Here is a 15,604-nt window from a genome sequence, read left to right as displayed (position 1 = left end):
TGAAAGCATGATCTCAACACGACGTATGGTCGCCGCCGTTGGTCTCGCCGTCGGTGTCACGGGCCTCGCCGCGCCGATGGCGAACGCGGCGGGCTCCGAGGCCCACGACGCGGGGAAGCTGAACCCGATCGCCCAGCTCGACTCGCTCGCGATGAGCGACATTCCCGCGGAGCACCGGTCCGAGGTTCCGACGCCCTCCAGGCAGCTCGCCGGGCTCAACCGGCTGAACGACCTGAACCAACTGCACCAGGTGACCGACCTGGCAGCGCCGGTGACCGGGCTGCTTTCGGGCATCGAGTAGGCGGCAGACGCGGGACGGTACGGCGAGCCCCGGCAGAACATCGACGTTCTGCCGGGGCTCGCCGTCCCTCACGGGCGTACACCTTCACCTGGGCGCTTCAGAGGCGGACACACGTGACCGTGACCACGGCGTACGTCACTCCCGGCGGGAGACGCCGGACCAGTTCGCATGCTGAAGTTCTGTTCACTCGATGAGAGGGCACGGTGTCGGCGCGGGAGGCGCGGGATGTCAATGGTCCGGGCCCAGCCTCACCGGACGCCCCCGGTCCGACCTCGTACGGCACCGCGGAACGCGATGGGGGCCTGCCCGGCGCGCTGATGGAAGTACTTGGCGAAGTTCGTGGCGCTGGAGAAGCCCAGCTGGGCGGCGATGCGGGCGGCGGCGAGGTTGGTGTGCGCCAACAGCCGTTTGGCCTCCAGGACGACCCGGCGGTCTATGAACTCCTTGGCGCCGACGCCCGCCGCGTCGAGGGTGGCCCTGGACAGGGTGCGGGTGGAGTACCCGAGGGCGGCGGCGTAGTCGTCAACGCGGCGCGTCCGGGCGAAGTCCCGCTCGACCGCGGCACGGAAGCGCAGGAAGGTCTCGCTCGGCTCGGCGGTGCGGCCGCCGGGGGCCTCCAGATGGGCCACGCGCAGCATCAGGACGTCCAGGAGATGGCGCAGCACGGCGACATGGGCGTCGAGCGGCAGCCGCCCCCGGGCCCGGAACTCGCGCTCCAGGTGCGTGGCCGCGAGACGCAGCGCCTCGGCATCCTCGGCCGCCGGGGTGCGCAGCACCGGCGCCTCCGGATCGTCCACCCGGGCCGCGCCGACGGTGGCCGGGTCAGGGAAGTCCCGCTCGAAGACGATCAGGATGCCCTCGGCCTTCTCGAGATCGCCCCACTGGAGCACCTGACCGGGGCGCACCCACAGCCATGAGTCCGGATCGAGGACGTACCCCGTGAAGTCCACGGTCTGGCGCAGCGTGCCGGAGGTGAGCGTGAGCACATGGTGGAAGCCCGGGCGCTGCGGCACGCCGAGATCCACCCCGCGGCCGTCGGCCCTGGAACGCAGGTCGGCCAGCGAGATCACTTCCAGGCCCGCCGGAGTGCCGACCGGCGCCGCGAAGACGACCTCGGGGATGGCCTGCCCGGCCGAGCGTCGGTTTGTGACCATCATCAGTCGCCTGTGTATCCGAGTGGGACGTCACTCCCCGCCTAGTTTGGAGTGGTCGCCGCGTGGACGAGCGCCCTTCGTGGCGGAAAGAGAACATCACCTTAAAAGGAGAGCTGATCCATGGCCAAGGAACTCAAGGACATCGCGTACGGCGACGGACTCGACGGCCAGCTGATCGATCTGTACCTCCCGGACGGTGACGGTCCCCGGCCACTGGTGATCTGGAGCCACGGTTCGGGCTGGCTGGCCGACACCGGCCGGGACGACGCCGAGGTAGTGGCCCGGCGGCTGAACCCGCACGGCTTCGCCGTGGCCGGGCTGGCCATCCGCTCCAGCGCGCAGACCCGCTTCCCCGGGCAACTGCGCGACATCGAGGAGGCCATCCACCACCTCCGCACGCACTCAATATCCTATGGCCTCGACCCCGAGCGCATCGGGATGTTCGGCGAGTCCTCGGGCGGCTGGGCCGCGGCGCTGGCCGCGCTGACCGTCGACGGCATCCGTGCCGCCGTACCCGTCTACCCGCCGACCGAGCTGCTGAGCATGGACGAGCAGATGCTCCCCGGCACGCTCCAGGAGTTCACGCGCTTCCCCGGCAGCCCGTACGGCCATGACGACCCCGAGTCGGCGGAGTCCCGGCTGCTCGGCGGCCCACTCCAACAGCGGCCCCAACTCGCCCGCAGGGCAAGTCCGTCGACGTACGTCGGCCAAGACGCCCCGCCCTTCCTGATCCTGCACGGAAAGGCCGACCGGATCGTCCCCTACGGCCAGGGCGAACTCTTCTACGAGGCGCTCGCGAAGGCAGGCGCCGATGTCGAGCTGATCACCCTGCCGCACGCCGACCACGGTCCGTGGAACGACTTCCTGACCGACCCGGTCGTGAAGCGGGACGCGTTCACCATCTCCTCGCGCGAGGGCAAGGAGACCGAGGCGCGGCCCTGCGATCCGACCTGGGACACCGTCGCCGACTTCTTCCACCGGCACCTGTAGGCGCTCAGCCGGCGGTCGCGAGGAACTGGGTGGCGGCCAGTTCGGCGTAGAGCGGGTCCGCGGCCACGAGTTCGCGGTGGGTGCCCACGGCGCGGACGCGGCCCGCGTCCATGACGACGATGCGGTCGGCCATCGTGACGGTGGACAGCCGGTGCGCGACCACGAGGACCGTGGTCGTGCGGGCCACATCGGCGACGGTGTCGCGAAGCGCGGCTTCGTTGACGGCGTCGAGCTGCGAGGTGGCCTCGTCGAGGAGCAGCAGCCGGGGGCGGCGCAGCAGGGCGCGGGCGATGGCGACGCGCTGGCGCTCGCCGCCGGACAGCTTGGTGCCCCGGTGGCCGACGAGCGTGTCCAGGCCACGCGGCAGACGGGCGACCAGGCCGTCGAGCCGGGTCGTCTTCAGCACGCGCGTGAGGTCCGTGTCGTCGGCGTCCGGGTTGCCGAGCAGCAGGTTGTCCCGCAGCGACCCCGACAGGACAGGGGCATCCTGCTCCACATAGCCGATGGCGGAACGGAGTTGGGGCAGATCCCAGCGCTCCAGCTCACGGCCGTCGAGGGTGATGACGCCCGCCTCGGGGTCGTAGAACCGCTCGATGAGCGAGAAGACGGTGGTCTTGCCCGCCCCGGAAGGACCGACGAACGCGGTCATGCCGCGGGGCGGCACGGCGAAGGTCACACCGTGGTGGACGTACGGCAGATCGTCGGCGTAGCGGAAGCGGACCTCGTCGAAGGAGAGCGTGGCGGGCTCGGCGCCCGGAGTCGGCAACGGCGCGGGCAGGGCCGCCGGTTCGGCGGGCAGCCGCAACGCCTCCTGAATCCGGGCGAGCGCGGCGGCACCGGTCTGGTACTGCGTGACCGCGCCGACCACCTGCTGGATCGGCGACATCAGATAGAACACGTAGAGCAGGAAAGCGACCAGCGTGCCCACGTCGATCGCGCCGGTCGCGACCCGAGCGCCGCCCACCGCGAGAACCGTGATGAAGGCGATCTGCATCGCCAGACCGGCCGTATTGCCTGCCGCGGCCGACCACTTGGCGGCCCGTACGCTCTGCCGCCACGACTCCTCGGCCGCCGCGTGGATGGTCTCTTCCTCGCGGTGCTCGGCACCGGACGCCTTGACCGTGCGCAGCGCGCCGAGGATCCGTTCCAGCGAGGCGCCCATCACGCCGACGGCGTCCTGAGCCTGCTTGCTCGCCCGGTTGATGCGCGGCACGATCACGCCGAGCACGGTGCCGGCGCAGAGAATCACTCCCAGGGTGACGCCCAGCAGCACCCAGTCCACCAGCCCCATCATCACGACCGTCGCGACGAGGGTGAGGCCGCCGGTGCCGAGGCCGACGAGGGAGTCGGTGGTGACCTCACGCAGCAGCGTGGTGTCGGAGGTGATCCGGGCCATCAGGTCGCCGGGCTCGCTGCGGTCCACGGCCGGTATGCGCAGTCGCAGCAGATACGACGACAGGGCGCGCCGCGCGCCGAGCACCACCGACTCGGCGGTGCGCCGCAGCACATACGAACCCAGCGCTCCCACCGCCGCGTTGGTGACCACCAGCGCCGCCATGCCGACCAGCGCGCGCCCGATGGGCCGGTCGTGCGACAGGTCGCCGATGAGGCCCCGCGCCACCAGCGGCAGCAGCAGACCGGTGGCCCCGGTCGCGAGTGCCAGCAGCGCACCCGCCAGCAGCGCCCATCGATGCGGTCGTACGTACCCGAGCAGCAGGCGCCACGTGGGCTCGTCGGGCTCGGCGTCGGTGAGACTCACGGTGCTCCTCGCGGGAGTTCGGTGCGGGCCATTCAGGCTACGTCGGCGCCGGGGCGGACAGGGAACGCAGGTGCGGACCAAGAGCCACGAACGGGCCGTCACGGAGCCCTACGCGCACATCTGTGTCTCGCGGTCGGTCGCGGACGAACCCGGGGCGGGCTGGGTGACCGAGGGGCATCCCCGACGGCGTGGGCGTGCGCCCGGCTCGCGCGCGGCCTGGCGCTCCGGACCCGGCGCTCACGTCCTCACCGTCGGCGAGACCCCTTTCCAGCGGCGAGTCCTTCGGTACGGCCGCCCGGCACACCTGGAGCGCGAGCGCCGGACCTCGCCTGGCCTTCTACCGGCCGGTCACACCGTAGGGTCGGTTGACGGAACGTCGACCTACGGAAGGGCTCATCACATGGCGCAGGAAGTACGGGGCGTGATCGCACCGGGCAAGAACGAGCCGGTGCGCGTCGAGACCATCGTCGTGCCGGATCCGGGGCCGGGCGAGGCCGTGGTGAAGATCCAGGCGTGCGGCGTGTGCCACACCGACCTGCACTACAAACAGGGCGGCATCAACGACGACTTCCCGTTCCTGCTCGGCCACGAGGCGGCCGGCATCGTGGAGTCGGTCGGCGACGGTGTCACGGACATCGCGCCCGGCGACTTCGTCGTCCTCAACTGGCGTGCGGTGTGCGGGCAGTGTCGCGCCTGTCTGCGCGGGCGCCCGTGGTACTGCTTCAACACGCACAACGCCAAGCAGAAGATGACGCTCAAGGACGGCACCGAGCTGTCACCGGCCCTCGGCATCGGCGCCTTCGCCGAGAAGACGCTGGTCGCCGCCGGACAGTGCACCAAGGTCGACCCGGCCGTCTCCCCGGCGGTGGCCGGGCTCCTCGGCTGCGGAGTGATGGCCGGGATCGGGGCCGCCATCAACACCGGGAACGTCGGCCGGGGCGACACGGTCGCCGTCATCGGCTGCGGAGGTGTCGGTGACGCGGCGATCGCCGGGGCCCGTCTCGCCGGCGCGGCGAAGATCATCGCCGTGGACATCGACGACCGGAAGCTCACCACCGCCCAGAAGATCGGCGCCACGCACACCGTCAACTCCCGCGAGACCGACGCCGTCGAGGCCATCCGCGAGCTCACCGGCGGCTTCGGCGCGGACGTCGTGATCGAGGCCGTGGGCCGTCCGGAAACGTACAAGCAGGCCTTCTACGCCCGTGACTTGGCCGGTACGGTCGTGCTCGTCGGCGTACCCACGCCGGACATGAAGCTCGAACTGCCGCTGATCGACGTCTTCGGACGCGGCGGCGCCCTCAAGTCGTCCTGGTACGGCGACTGCCTGCCATCCCGCGACTTCCCGATGCTGATCGACCTGCATCTCCAGGGGCGCCTCGACCTCGACGCGTTCGTCAGCGAAACGATCGCCCTGGACGAGATCGAGCCGGCCTTCGAGCGGATGCACCACGGCGACGTGCTGCGCTCGGTGGTGGTGCTCTGATGACCGCGCGCATCGAACACCTCGTCACCTCGGGCACGTTCTCGCTCGACGGCGGCACCTGGGAGGTCGACAACAACGTGTGGATCGTCGGCGACGACCACGAAGCCGTCGTCATCGACGCCGCCCACGACGCCGACGCCATCGCCGAGGCGGTGGGCGACCGGCGGCTGCTGGCGATCGTGTGCACACACGCTCACAACGATCACATCGACGCCGCTCCGGCCCTCGCCGAGCGCACCGGTGCCAAGATCTGGCTGCACCCCGACGACCTGCAGCTGTGGAAGATGACCCACCCCGACCGCCTCCCGGACGCCTGGCTGCAGGACGGCCAGGTGATTGAGGCGGCCGGCGCCGACCTGACCGTCCTGCACACCCCGGGCCACGCCCCGGGCGCGGTCTGTCTGTACGACCCCGGCCTGGGCACCGTCTTCACGGGCGACACGCTCTTCAAGGGCGGACCGGGAGCCACCGGTCGTTCCTACTCCCACTTCCCGACGATCGTCGAGTCGATCCGCGAGCGCCTCCTGGGGCTTCCGGCCGACACGGTCGTCCGTACGGGCCATGGGGAGTCGACCACGATCGGGGCCGAGGCGCCGCACTTGGAGGAGTGGATCGCGCGCGGCCACTGATACCGACGCGCCGGGACGCGACGGAACGGACCGAAGAAACCTGACAGGAGATGTCCGACTTCCGGGAGACGCTCGGAGGACCACCGACGGGAAGGCACCGTCGGTTCCACGAGCACGGAGGTCGGACATGTCAGGGCCGCTGGAAGGCACGCTGCGGGGCAAGGTCGCACTGGTCGCGGGAGCGACCCGCGGCGCGGGACGCGGGATCGCCGTGGAACTCGGCGCGGCCGGCGCCACCGTGTACGTGAGCGGGCGCAGCACACGCGAGCGGCGCTCGGAGTACGACCGCCCGGAGACCCTCGAGGACACCGCGGACCTCGTCACGGCGGCAGGCGGCCGGGGCATCGCGGTCCCCACGGACCACCTCGTTCCGGCGGAGGTCCAGGCCCTCGTCGCGCGCATCGCGGACGAACAGGGTCGGCTCGACGTCCTGGTCAACGACATCTGGGGCGGCGAAAAGCTCTTCGAGTGGGACACCCCGGTCTGGGAACACGACCTCGACAACGGCCTCAGGCTGCTGCGCCTCGCCGTCGAGACCCACGCGATCACCAACCACCACGCGCTTCCCCTGCTGCTGCGTCATCCCGGCGGCCTGGTCGTCGAGATGACCGACGGCACCGCCGAGTACAACCGGGGTACCTACCGTGTCTCCTTCTTCTACGACCTCGCCAAGTCGTCGGTCCTGCGCATGGCGTTCGCCCTGGGACAGGAGCTCGGCCCGCGCGGCGCCACCGCGGTGGCGCTCACACCCGGCTGGCTGCGCTCGGAGATGATGCTCGACAACTACGGCGTCACCGAGGAGAACTGGCGCGACGCCGTGGAGCGCAACCCGCACTTCGGCATCTCCGAGACGCCGTACTACGTGGGCCGTGCCGTCGTCGCCCTGGCCGCCGACCCGGACGTCGCCCGCTGGAACGGGGAGTCCCTCTCGAGCGGGCAGCTCGCCCAGGTGTACGGCTTCACCGACCGTGACGGCAGCCGCCCGGACGCCTGGCGCTACCTCGTCGAGGTACAGGACGCGGGCAAGCCGGCGGACACGACGGGGTACCGCTGAGTGTTCAGATGCCCGGCTGAGGCGGTGGGACCTGCCAGGGCGCCGGACGCCCGGACGGGAGCGCCAGATCGTCGCGGACCGCCGAGTAGTACGCCTCGCGTCCCAGGCGCTGGCGTTCGAGCAGGGCCTGCCATGCCTCGGGATCACGCGTCCCCTCGTTCAGGAACCGCTCCATGTCCATCACGATCACGACCCACGCCCGTGCCTTCGCCACCACCGCCGGGGTGCCCAGGAGCAACAGCGCCTCTCCGGCCGGGTCCCCGGCATCCGCGGCCTCGGCGAGCAGAGGGGCCGCCTCCTCGGCCGACAAGGGGTGCGGGTGAGGGTCGTTGCCGAGATGGGCCGCGACCCGGTACGTCAGCGTGATCGTCTTCTTGAGGCACTGAGCGTAGTCGGCGTACACCGCGAGCCGCCGTTCCTCCCAGCGGACCACCCGCTCCCTGCGGAACCGGGCCCGATCACCCCGCACGATCGCCAGGTACGAACCGAGGGCACCGATGACCACGCCGATCAGCGCCGGGAGTTGTTGTACGAACGCGGACATGGGCGCACGGTATCTGTCCCCGTGACGATCACGGCAGTACCTTCCCTGCCATGACTGCGATGAGGCGTTTCGAGGGACACGGAGTTCTGATCACGGGCGCGGCCCGTGGCATCGGCGCGGCCACCGCCCGCCGACTGGCCGACGAGGGTGCTCACGTACTCGTCACCGACGTGGACCTGGCCGAGGCGGAGAAGACAGCCACGTCGATCCGTGAACTCGGCGGGCGGGCCGAGGCGTTGGGGTGTGACGTGGCCGAGCGGGCGCAGGTCGAGGCGGCCGTCGCGTACGCCGTGGACGCCTTCGGCTCGCTCGACGTCCTGGTCAACAACGCGTGCTGGTGCACCCCCGACGAGCCGCTCTTCGAGGACGAGCCGGACGAGGTGTGGGCCCGCGACCTCGACATCAGCCTGACCGGTGCCTACCGCTGCGCCCGCGCCGCGCTTCCGCACCTGGTGGCCTCGGGCCGTGGCGCCATCGTGAGCATCGGCTCCGTCAACGGCATCCAGGACTTCGGCAACCACGCCTACAGTGCGGCCAAGGCGGGGCTCATGTCGCTGACCCGCACGCTGGCCGGCCACGCCGCGGCGCGTGGCGTGCGCGTCAACCTGGTGGCACCCGGCACGGTCCGCACCACGGCCTGGGAAGGTCGCGAGGCCGACCTCGCCCTGGTCTCGGACGTCTATCCGCTGGGGCGAGTCGGCGAGCCGGAGGACATCGCGGCCGCCGTCGCCTTCCTCGCCTCACGTGACGCGGCGTGGATCACCGGAACGACATTGTGCGTGGACGGGGGCCTGCTGGCGGTCAACACGGGATTCCGGCAGACGATCAAGCAACACGGCGGTGCTTAGGGGCGGAGGTCCGCGCAGTGGCGCCTGAGGGCCTCGAACACCCGGTCCGTATCCGCCTCGGAGGTACGCCAGTTGCTGAACGCCGCCCGCAGCGCGTGTGTCCCGGCGTAGAACGTCGGCGTCACGAAGGTCTCGCCCGAGGCGGCGACCGCGTGGGCCAGCGCGTGCACCCGCTCCTCGCCGGGCCCGTCGGCGAGGGTGAAGCAGACGACATTGAGCCGGACCGGCGCGAGGAGCCGCAGCCGAGGAACCTCCTTGGAGATCCGCTCGCCCAGTCGCCCGGCGAGCGCAACATTCCGCTCGACGATCTCGCGATGCCCCTCGCGCCCGTACGCCGCGAGGGAGAACCAGGCCGGGAGCGCCCGCAGCCGACGGGAGTTCTCCGGAGTGAGGTGCAGGAAGTCGGGATCGGCGCCGGGCAGTCCCAGATACGGCGACGCGTTGTGGAAGACCCGGACCTGGAGGTCCTGGCGGCGGGTGAACTGCACGGCCGCGTCGTAGGGGACGTTCAGCCACTTGTGCAGGTCGACACAGACGGAGTCGGCCGCGTCCAGGCCCTCGACGAGATGCGCGTACGACGGTGACAGCGCGGCGAAGCCGCCGAACGCGGCGTCCACGTGCAACCAGAACTCGTACCGTTCCTTGAGCGCGGCGATGGCCCGCAGATCGTCGAAGTCGACCGTGTTCACGGTCCCGGCGTTCGCCACGACCACGGCCGGGCGCCCGTCGAGCGTGTCGAGGGCGGCGGCGAGCCGCTCGACGTCGACGGCCTCGCGGTCTGCCGACAGCGCCGGCACCGGACGCAGCCGGTCCCGCCCGATCCCGAGCACGGACAGGGCCTTGGCGACGCTGGAGTGCGGGCTGCCGGACAGAACGTCGACCGGACCGAGCGCGCCGGCCCCCTCCCGCGAGACCGACACGCCCCGGCGCTCGCCGAGCCACTCTCGTGCGATGGCCAGGCCCACCGTGTTGGAGACGGTCGCCCCGCTCACGAACGCACCGCTGTGCGCCTCACTCAGCCCGAACAGCTCGCGCAGCCAGCCCAGCGTCTCGTGCTCCAGGGCGCTCGCCGACGAGCCACCGCTACCGGACACATTCTGGTCGTAAGCGCTGGTCAGCCAGTCCCCGGTGAGCGAGGCGGGCGTCGCGCCGCCGGTGACGAAGCCGAGATAGCGCGGGCCCGCCGAGCCGGAGAAACCCGGCGACCAGCGCTCGGCGAACCGCGCCAGCGCACCCTCGGCGCCCGCTCCCTCGACGGGAAGGGGCTCCGGGGCGGGCGCCTTGTCGAGGCGGGCGACGGGACGGTCGTCGAGACCGCTCACCTCGCGCGCGACGACATCGCGGGCGGACTGCAGGAGCTCGGGTAGCCGGTGGAGGTCGTCGGCGAGAGTGGGGTGCATGGCGGCAGCGTAGGCGGGCGGCGGACGCACGTCCTGGTCCAATTGAGAGAAACTGGACCAATGCAGAGGGGATTCGCCGCCGCGCTCGGCACCTGGCGCACGAAAGAGGGCCCGCTCGCGCGGTCGCTGTCCGCCGCCGTACGCGAGGCGGTGGTCGACGGCCGTCTGTCCGCCGGAACCCGGCTGCCCTCCGAGCGGGAACTCGCCCGCACCCTCGACCTCAGCGGCGGCACCGTCGTCACGGCCCTACGACCGGTGGCCGGGGAAGGTGCTGGCCCGGCTGGTGTAGTCGGACACCCGCCGGGCCGGCGCAGAGTGCGCGGTCAGTCCTCGGCCCGCAGGGTTCCGAGCAGGCCGTGCGCCTCGTCCTCGATGCCCGCGGCGAACCAGACGGAGTCCTTGCCGCCGGACTGCTTCGTGCCGCTCTGCAGGCCCCAGAGGCCCTCGATCTCGATCGGGTCGCCGTTGCGGTCCTTCAGGGTTCCCTTGAGCTTGCCGGTCTTCTTGTCGAAGACGTTGATGCGGCCGTCGCCGAAGTTGCCGACGAGCAGGTCACCGGCGAACTTTCCGAAGCCCTTGGGGGCGACTTCGAGGCCCCAGGGGGAGTTGAGCACATGCCCGTTCTTCGGGTCGGTGCCGCTCGCGAAGCGCTGCAGCAGCTTCCCTTCCGTGCTGTACACGTCGATGAAGCCGTGCCCGGGTCCCGGGACGTCGTCTTCCTTGTCGGCGTCCTGGAGCGCGTAGGTCACGAAGACCTTGGAACCGATCGTCTTGACATCGAACGGTGCGTAGCCGTCGGGGAGGTTCGGGTCCTCGAACCGGCTGTCGGTCGGCGGTACGGGGTTGAAGTCCTTGTCGAAGACGTCGATGCGCGCGTCACTGAAGTTCGCGACGAGGATCCGCGACTCGTCGCACTTCTCGTCCTTGCCGTCCTTGCCGTCCTTCCCGTTCTCCTTGTGGTCCTTGCCGCGTACCAGCGCCAGGCCCTTGAAGATGGCGTCCTCGTGCGCGACCGTGTCGACGCCCGTCCCGGTGATGTCCGGGTTCCATGCGAAGAGGTCGCCGTGCTCTCCCGCGAAGAGGAACTTGGCGGCAGCCGTGGAGCCTGAGGGCCCGATCTGGAAGTCGTCGGTGTCGTTGCGTACCACCCCGGTCGGGGCGCCGCCCTCCGGGAAGTTCACCACCAGGGGCACGATGCTGACCGGCTGCCCGTCCACGGCTCCGGTGTAGATCGTGGCCTTGTCGGAGCCGTTGTCCGAGACCCAGACCTCTCCGGTCTTCGCGAGTGCCAGGCCCCAGGGGTTGACCAGGTTCGTGTCCTGCACCTCCGCTCTGCCCGCGAGGTCGGAGACGAGGTCCCTCTCCAGGAAGCCGTGGTCCGTCTTGGGCGGGGCGGCCTCCCCCGGCCCGGGCGGCGCGGCGGCGGCGAGGGTGCCGACGGTGCCCAGGGTCAGCGCGGCTGCCAGCAGCCGTTTACTGAAGGGGCGGGATCGACGGACCGATACCTGCTGTGCCATGTACGTAACTCCTCCGCCAGTGTGGGACAAACCGGTAGAGGTCATCAGATGTGATGCAAATCGTATGTGCCAGCCGACACGCAACGTCCGGCGCACCGCCCCGCCGATCGGGCTGCGCCCAACTGGCCGCACACCGAGCCACGCGGGCCGGCCGATCGACACCTCCACCGTCGACATCTGCCCGAACTGCCACGTGGACGTGCGCTTCGGCATCGACCGGATGTTCGCCGACCCGCCGGTCGCCCTCCTGCCGCGCCGCTGCCGTCGTCTCGCCGTGGCCACCCTCGCCAAGGAGAAGGGCCTGCCGCCGCAGGGCGGCGGTGGCGGTCGCGTAGTTCCGCTCCTCCAGAAGGACGGCGAGGTGGGCGCCGGCGGTCGGCTTGTCCAGGACTGGACGGACGTCAGCCTCGTCACGCCATTCCGGACAGAGGCTGACGTTGTTCTCCTATACCTCGATCGTGCCGCGCAGGACCGATTCCTCAAGGCCCCAGATCAAAGGCGTCCAAAAGTGTCGCAAGGCTACGCGAAAAGTCACCGTTTGGTCGCAGCCCGATCTCCCCTACAACGCACACCCCTCGACGCGGGTCTACCAGGCAGGAAACGCGAGCAGCAGGAAAGGGAAGGCCCGCCATGGGGGACATACGCAGACGAGGAGCCGTCGCGCTCGGGATCACCGGACTGGTCGCACCGCTGACCCTCGCGCTGGGCACGACGCCCGCGCAGGCCGCGAGCTGCACGACACAGACCGGCCCGTATCAGAAGCAGGTGGAGAAGTTTCTCGGCCGGCCGGTCGACGGGCGCCAGTCCACCGCCGACTGCAAGGCGATCCAGGCCTTCCAGACCAAGCACGGCATCACCCCGAACATCGGGTACGCGGGACCCGTCACCTGGGGCGTGATGGACCTCATGAACAAGCAGAAGGCCGTCGGCAACAACCCCAACAAGGACGGCAAGTGCCCGGTCAACAAGGGCCGCATCGCCTGCGTCAACCTGACGCTCCAGCTCAGCTGGATCCAGGACGGCAGCACCCTCGTCTACGGGCCGGTGCCGGTCCGCACCGGGCGTGACGGATACGAGACCCGTACCGGCCTGAAGAAGATCTACTGGCGGGACATCGACCACGTCTCGACCATCTACAACGTGCCGATGCCCTACAGCCAGTTCTTCGACGGCGGTCAGGCCTTCCACTCGGTCGGCCTGAGCATGTGGAACCCGCCGGGCTCGCACGGCTGCGTCAACATGACCACGACCACCGCGAAGAAGTACTGGTCGCTGCTGAAGACCGGCGACGACGTGTTCGTGTACGGCCGCAAGCCGGGCACCTGACGGCGCCCGGCTCCCCGACGGGCCGAAACGTTACGCCTCCGGAGCGTCCCCGAAGTCCGGTATGTCCAGCCTGACGCCGCCCTGCCGCGCCGACTCGTGCGCGATGATGCCCGGCAGGGTGTAGCGGGCCGCGACCCATGCGTTCACCGACGGCAGTGTCCGGGTGTTGACCGCGGTCACGAAGTCGTCCACCAGGAAGTGGTGGCTGCCCTCGTGCCCGTTGTGGAGCTGGTCGAACTCCCTTGGCAGCCGCGCCCGGTCGTGCACGGGCGCCGATCCGGAGGTGAAGGCGGCCCGCAGCGCGGGCGCGATGTGCTGGAGCGACGGGTCGTCGGGTGCCAGTGTCGGCTTGGGCTCCAGGAACTCGGTGATGTCCTGTACCCCCTTCTTGTCCTGCCAGAAGCTCACCGTGGCGAGCTGCTCCATGCTCGCGTCCGTGCCGAAGAACCGGAATCGTGATTCCCGGATGTGCGAGGGATAGCCCACGCGCCGGAACTCGTTGGTACGGAACGAGCCGCCGCCCGCCACCTCGAACAGCGCGGTGGCATTGGAGAAGTCATTGCCGAACTGGCTGATCTCCTTGTCGAACACGCCGTCCCCGCGCTCGTCGCGCACCCCGATCGCGGACACGCTCACCGCGTGCGTCTGCCACGCCCCGAGTACCCCGCCCACCGAGTGCGTCGGGTACAGGAGCGGGGGATAGCTGGCGGTCGCCTTCCAGTTCTCGCCGCCGCTGTACTGGTACGCCTCGTAGAACCCGAGGTCCATGTCGTGCACGTAGTCGCCCTCGGCGTAGAAAAGCCGTCCGAAGGCGCCCTCGGCGATCTGGTTGCGGGCATGGACCGTCGCCGGGTTGTACTGGCTGGTCTCGCCCATCATGTACGTCAGCCCGGTCGCCCGTACGGCGTCGATGATCGCGGCGATTTCCTCCGTACTGACGGCCATGGGCACCGCTGAGTACACGTGCTTGCCGGCTCGGAGCCCCTGAAGAACCAGTGGCCCGTGCGTCCAGCGCTGGGTGAAGATCGCGACGGCGTCCACCGCCTGCGACTCCAGCATCGCCTCGTACGAGGGGAACGTGCCCGACAGCCCTTCGGCGGCCGCCAGTTCGTCGGCCCGCCCGGGGAGCAGATCGGTGACGTAGACATCTCCGACGCCGGGATGAGCGAGGAACAGCTTGGCGAACTGGCCGGAAAACTGCCCGGCGCCGACGATGCCGAGAGAGAACGTCATGGTGACAGCATCCTTCACTGGTCGAGAATGAGATTGATCTGGCTGTTGGTCCTGCTCAGCCCGCTGACCGGCGCGTCATTGGCGAAGACGTCCTGCATCGCGGGATGCATCAGCGCGTACACGTCCGCCGCGTAGTTGGTGATCGGGTAGGAGAAGGTGGTGAAGTCCTTCTTGTCGGCGACCGGCCGGGTGAAGGCCATGACGTCGATGCCCTTCTTCTTGTAGGCGGCGACCGCGGTCTTCGTGCCGTCGGGTGTCGCGGGGAAGACGATCCCGTAGGAGCCGACCGTCCGCTGGCACGCGTCCGAGGCCAGATACGCCACCCACTTCTTGGCGCCCTTCTTGTTGCGGGCGTTCTTGGTGACGGAGTCGGCGAGGCCGTTCATCATCGTCGCGCGTTTGCCGGTGGGGCCGACGGGGGTGAAGGCGGTGCCGATGTCGATGCCCTTGGCCCCGTAGTACGTGGAGATCATCCAGGCACCGTCGAAGGCTGCCGCGGCCTTGCCGGAGGCGAGCTGGGCGTTGGCCGGGTTGGCACCCTCGCTGTAGTCCGTGAAGGGCGCCAGATATCCCTTCTTCGCCAGGCCGAAGTACCACTGGACGACGGACTGGTAGGTCTTGCTGTCGTAGTGGTAAGTGGTGCCCCATCGCTTCTTGTCGGTGTAGGTCCAGCCAGCGGACCCCGTGAAGGGGCTCCACTGGGTCTGGCCGTCACCGTCGCCCGCGCCGCCGGTGGCCAGCCCGTACACCTTGACGTGGTGCTTGTCGAAGCCGGGTTCGTCGCCGCGCCTGCCGTTCTGGTCGACGGTGAGATGCGCGATGGTCTTCTCGAAGGTTCCGCCGTCCTTCGGGTTCCAGGAGAGGCTGTTGAGTTGTCCGGAGGAGACTCCGGCCGCCTTGGCCATCTTCTGGTTGTAGAAGAGGGCGACGGTGTCCCAGTCCTTGGGGGCGCCGTACCGGCGGCCGTCCTGGCCGGTCCAGTTGGCGGCGAGCCCCGACTGGTACGCGGAGTCCTCGATGCCCAAGTCGTCCAGCGGCTCCAGCACCTTGAGGTCGGCGAACTGGCCGAACTTCTGGATGTGGTCGGTGAACACGTCCGGCTGGGTGCCGGCGATGAAGCTCGCGGTGAGCTTGGTCCAGTAGTCGTTCCAGCCCATCTGGGTGATCTTGACGTGCAGTCCCGGATTCTCCTTCTTGAAGCCGTTCGCGCATGCCTGGTAGGCGGGCAACTGGTTGGCGTCCCACAGCCAGTACGTCACCGTGTTCGCGGAGGAACCCGCGGAGCCCCCCTTCGCGCAGCCGCTCACCAGGGACAGCGCCAGCGCCCCACTCAGCGCCACGACCGTACGAAATCGCATTTCTG

Annotated in this window: 14 protein-coding genes and 1 pseudogene; 8 read left to right on the top strand and 7 right to left on the bottom strand. The window is 69.9% G+C overall.

Annotated elements, in window-relative coordinates; all coding sequences use genetic code 11:
- Positions 1-7: 7 nt before the first annotated feature.
- Positions 8-301, top strand: coding sequence for a hypothetical protein (locus tag ACIBK0_RS22225; RefSeq protein ID WP_399082452.1), 294 nt, complete (start codon positions 8-10; stop codon positions 299-301).
- A gap of 248 nt (positions 302-549) precedes the next feature.
- On the opposite strand, the gene ACIBK0_RS22220 is transcribed toward ACIBK0_RS22225, so the two are convergent.
- Positions 550-1,458, bottom strand: coding sequence for a helix-turn-helix domain-containing protein (locus ACIBK0_RS22220; protein ID WP_399082448.1), 909 nt, complete (start codon positions 1,456-1,458; stop codon positions 550-552).
- Positions 1,459-1,575: 117 nt separating this feature from the next.
- On the opposite strand from ACIBK0_RS22220, the gene ACIBK0_RS22215 reads away from it, so the two are divergent.
- Positions 1,576-2,445, top strand: a complete 870-nt coding sequence (locus tag ACIBK0_RS22215; protein ID WP_399082445.1) for an alpha/beta hydrolase fold domain-containing protein — start codon at positions 1,576-1,578, stop codon at positions 2,443-2,445.
- 4 nt (positions 2,446-2,449) lie between these two features.
- Here the strand turns inward: ACIBK0_RS22215 and ACIBK0_RS22210 are convergent, their stop codons facing one another.
- Entirely contained in the window at positions 2,450-4,204 is a 1,755-nt protein-coding gene (locus ACIBK0_RS22210) for an ABC transporter ATP-binding protein (RefSeq protein ID WP_399082442.1), read from the bottom strand.
- Positions 4,205-4,604: 400 nt separating this feature from the next.
- Here ACIBK0_RS22210 and ACIBK0_RS22205 point away from each other — a divergent pair, with 400 nt between their 5' ends.
- The 3 genes from ACIBK0_RS22205 (at position 4,605) to ACIBK0_RS22195 (ending at position 7,373) form a co-directional block, all read left to right on the top strand.
- The gene (locus ACIBK0_RS22205) at positions 4,605-5,690 is read left to right on the top strand and encodes an S-(hydroxymethyl)mycothiol dehydrogenase (RefSeq protein ID WP_399082439.1); all 1,086 of its coding nucleotides are present in this window, start codon (positions 4,605-4,607) and stop codon (positions 5,688-5,690) included.
- On the top strand, positions 5,690-6,319 hold the full coding sequence (locus tag ACIBK0_RS22200) for an MBL fold metallo-hydrolase (protein ID WP_399082436.1): 630 nt from the start codon (positions 5,690-5,692) through the stop codon (positions 6,317-6,319). The genes ACIBK0_RS22205 and ACIBK0_RS22200 overlap by 1 nt, the downstream gene beginning before the upstream one ends.
- A 127-nt stretch (positions 6,320-6,446) precedes the next feature.
- On the top strand, positions 6,447-7,373 hold the full coding sequence (locus ACIBK0_RS22195) for an SDR family oxidoreductase (protein WP_399082433.1): 927 nt from the start codon (positions 6,447-6,449) through the stop codon (positions 7,371-7,373).
- A gap of 4 nt (positions 7,374-7,377) precedes the next feature.
- Here ACIBK0_RS22195 and ACIBK0_RS22190 read toward each other — a convergent pair whose 3' ends face one another.
- Complete coding sequence (locus tag ACIBK0_RS22190; protein ID WP_399082430.1) at positions 7,378-7,917, bottom strand: hypothetical protein; 540 nt, start codon at positions 7,915-7,917, stop codon at positions 7,378-7,380.
- Positions 7,918-7,967: 50 nt separating this feature from the next.
- Between ACIBK0_RS22190 and ACIBK0_RS22185 the strand changes: the two genes are divergently transcribed.
- The gene (locus tag ACIBK0_RS22185; protein WP_399082427.1) at positions 7,968-8,765 is read left to right on the top strand and encodes an SDR family NAD(P)-dependent oxidoreductase; all 798 of its coding nucleotides are present in this window, start codon (positions 7,968-7,970) and stop codon (positions 8,763-8,765) included.
- On the opposite strand, the gene ACIBK0_RS22180 is transcribed toward ACIBK0_RS22185, so the two are convergent.
- Complete coding sequence (locus ACIBK0_RS22180) at positions 8,762-10,165, bottom strand: pyridoxal phosphate-dependent decarboxylase family protein (RefSeq protein ID WP_399082424.1); 1,404 nt, start codon at positions 10,163-10,165, stop codon at positions 8,762-8,764. The two genes, ACIBK0_RS22185 and ACIBK0_RS22180, sit on opposite strands and share 4 nt — an antisense overlap.
- Before the next feature lie 60 nt (positions 10,166-10,225).
- Here ACIBK0_RS22180 and ACIBK0_RS22175 point away from each other — a divergent pair.
- Positions 10,226-10,423, top strand: a pseudogene (locus ACIBK0_RS22175) (GntR family transcriptional regulator); the annotation flags it as partial.
- A 65-nt stretch (positions 10,424-10,488) separates the two neighbouring features.
- Here the strand turns inward: ACIBK0_RS22175 and ACIBK0_RS22170 are convergent.
- A complete protein-coding gene (locus tag ACIBK0_RS22170; protein WP_399082421.1) occupies positions 10,489-11,682 on the bottom strand; it encodes a TIGR03118 family protein in 1,194 nt (397 codons plus the stop codon).
- Between the two features lie 630 nt (positions 11,683-12,312).
- Here ACIBK0_RS22170 and ACIBK0_RS22165 point away from each other — a divergent pair.
- Entirely contained in the window at positions 12,313-13,008 is a 696-nt protein-coding gene (locus ACIBK0_RS22165; protein ID WP_399082418.1) for a L,D-transpeptidase family protein, read from the top strand.
- Between the two features lie 30 nt (positions 13,009-13,038).
- Here ACIBK0_RS22165 and ACIBK0_RS22160 read toward each other — a convergent pair whose 3' ends face one another.
- Together ACIBK0_RS22160 and ACIBK0_RS22155 are read right to left on the bottom strand one after the other, a co-directional pair.
- Entirely contained in the window at positions 13,039-14,241 is a 1,203-nt protein-coding gene (locus ACIBK0_RS22160; RefSeq protein ID WP_399082415.1) for a Gfo/Idh/MocA family protein, read from the bottom strand.
- Positions 14,242-14,255: 14 nt separating this feature from the next.
- On the bottom strand, positions 14,256-15,599 hold the full coding sequence (locus tag ACIBK0_RS22155; RefSeq protein WP_399082412.1) for an ABC transporter substrate-binding protein: 1,344 nt from the start codon (positions 15,597-15,599) through the stop codon (positions 14,256-14,258).
- Positions 15,600-15,604 lie beyond the last annotated feature (5 nt).

It is taken from the genome of Streptomyces sp. NPDC050564 (assembly GCF_044457265.1).
Lineage (GTDB): Bacteria > Actinomycetota > Actinomycetes > Streptomycetales > Streptomycetaceae > Streptomyces.
This window is presented reverse-complemented; position numbering and strand designations above follow the sequence as displayed.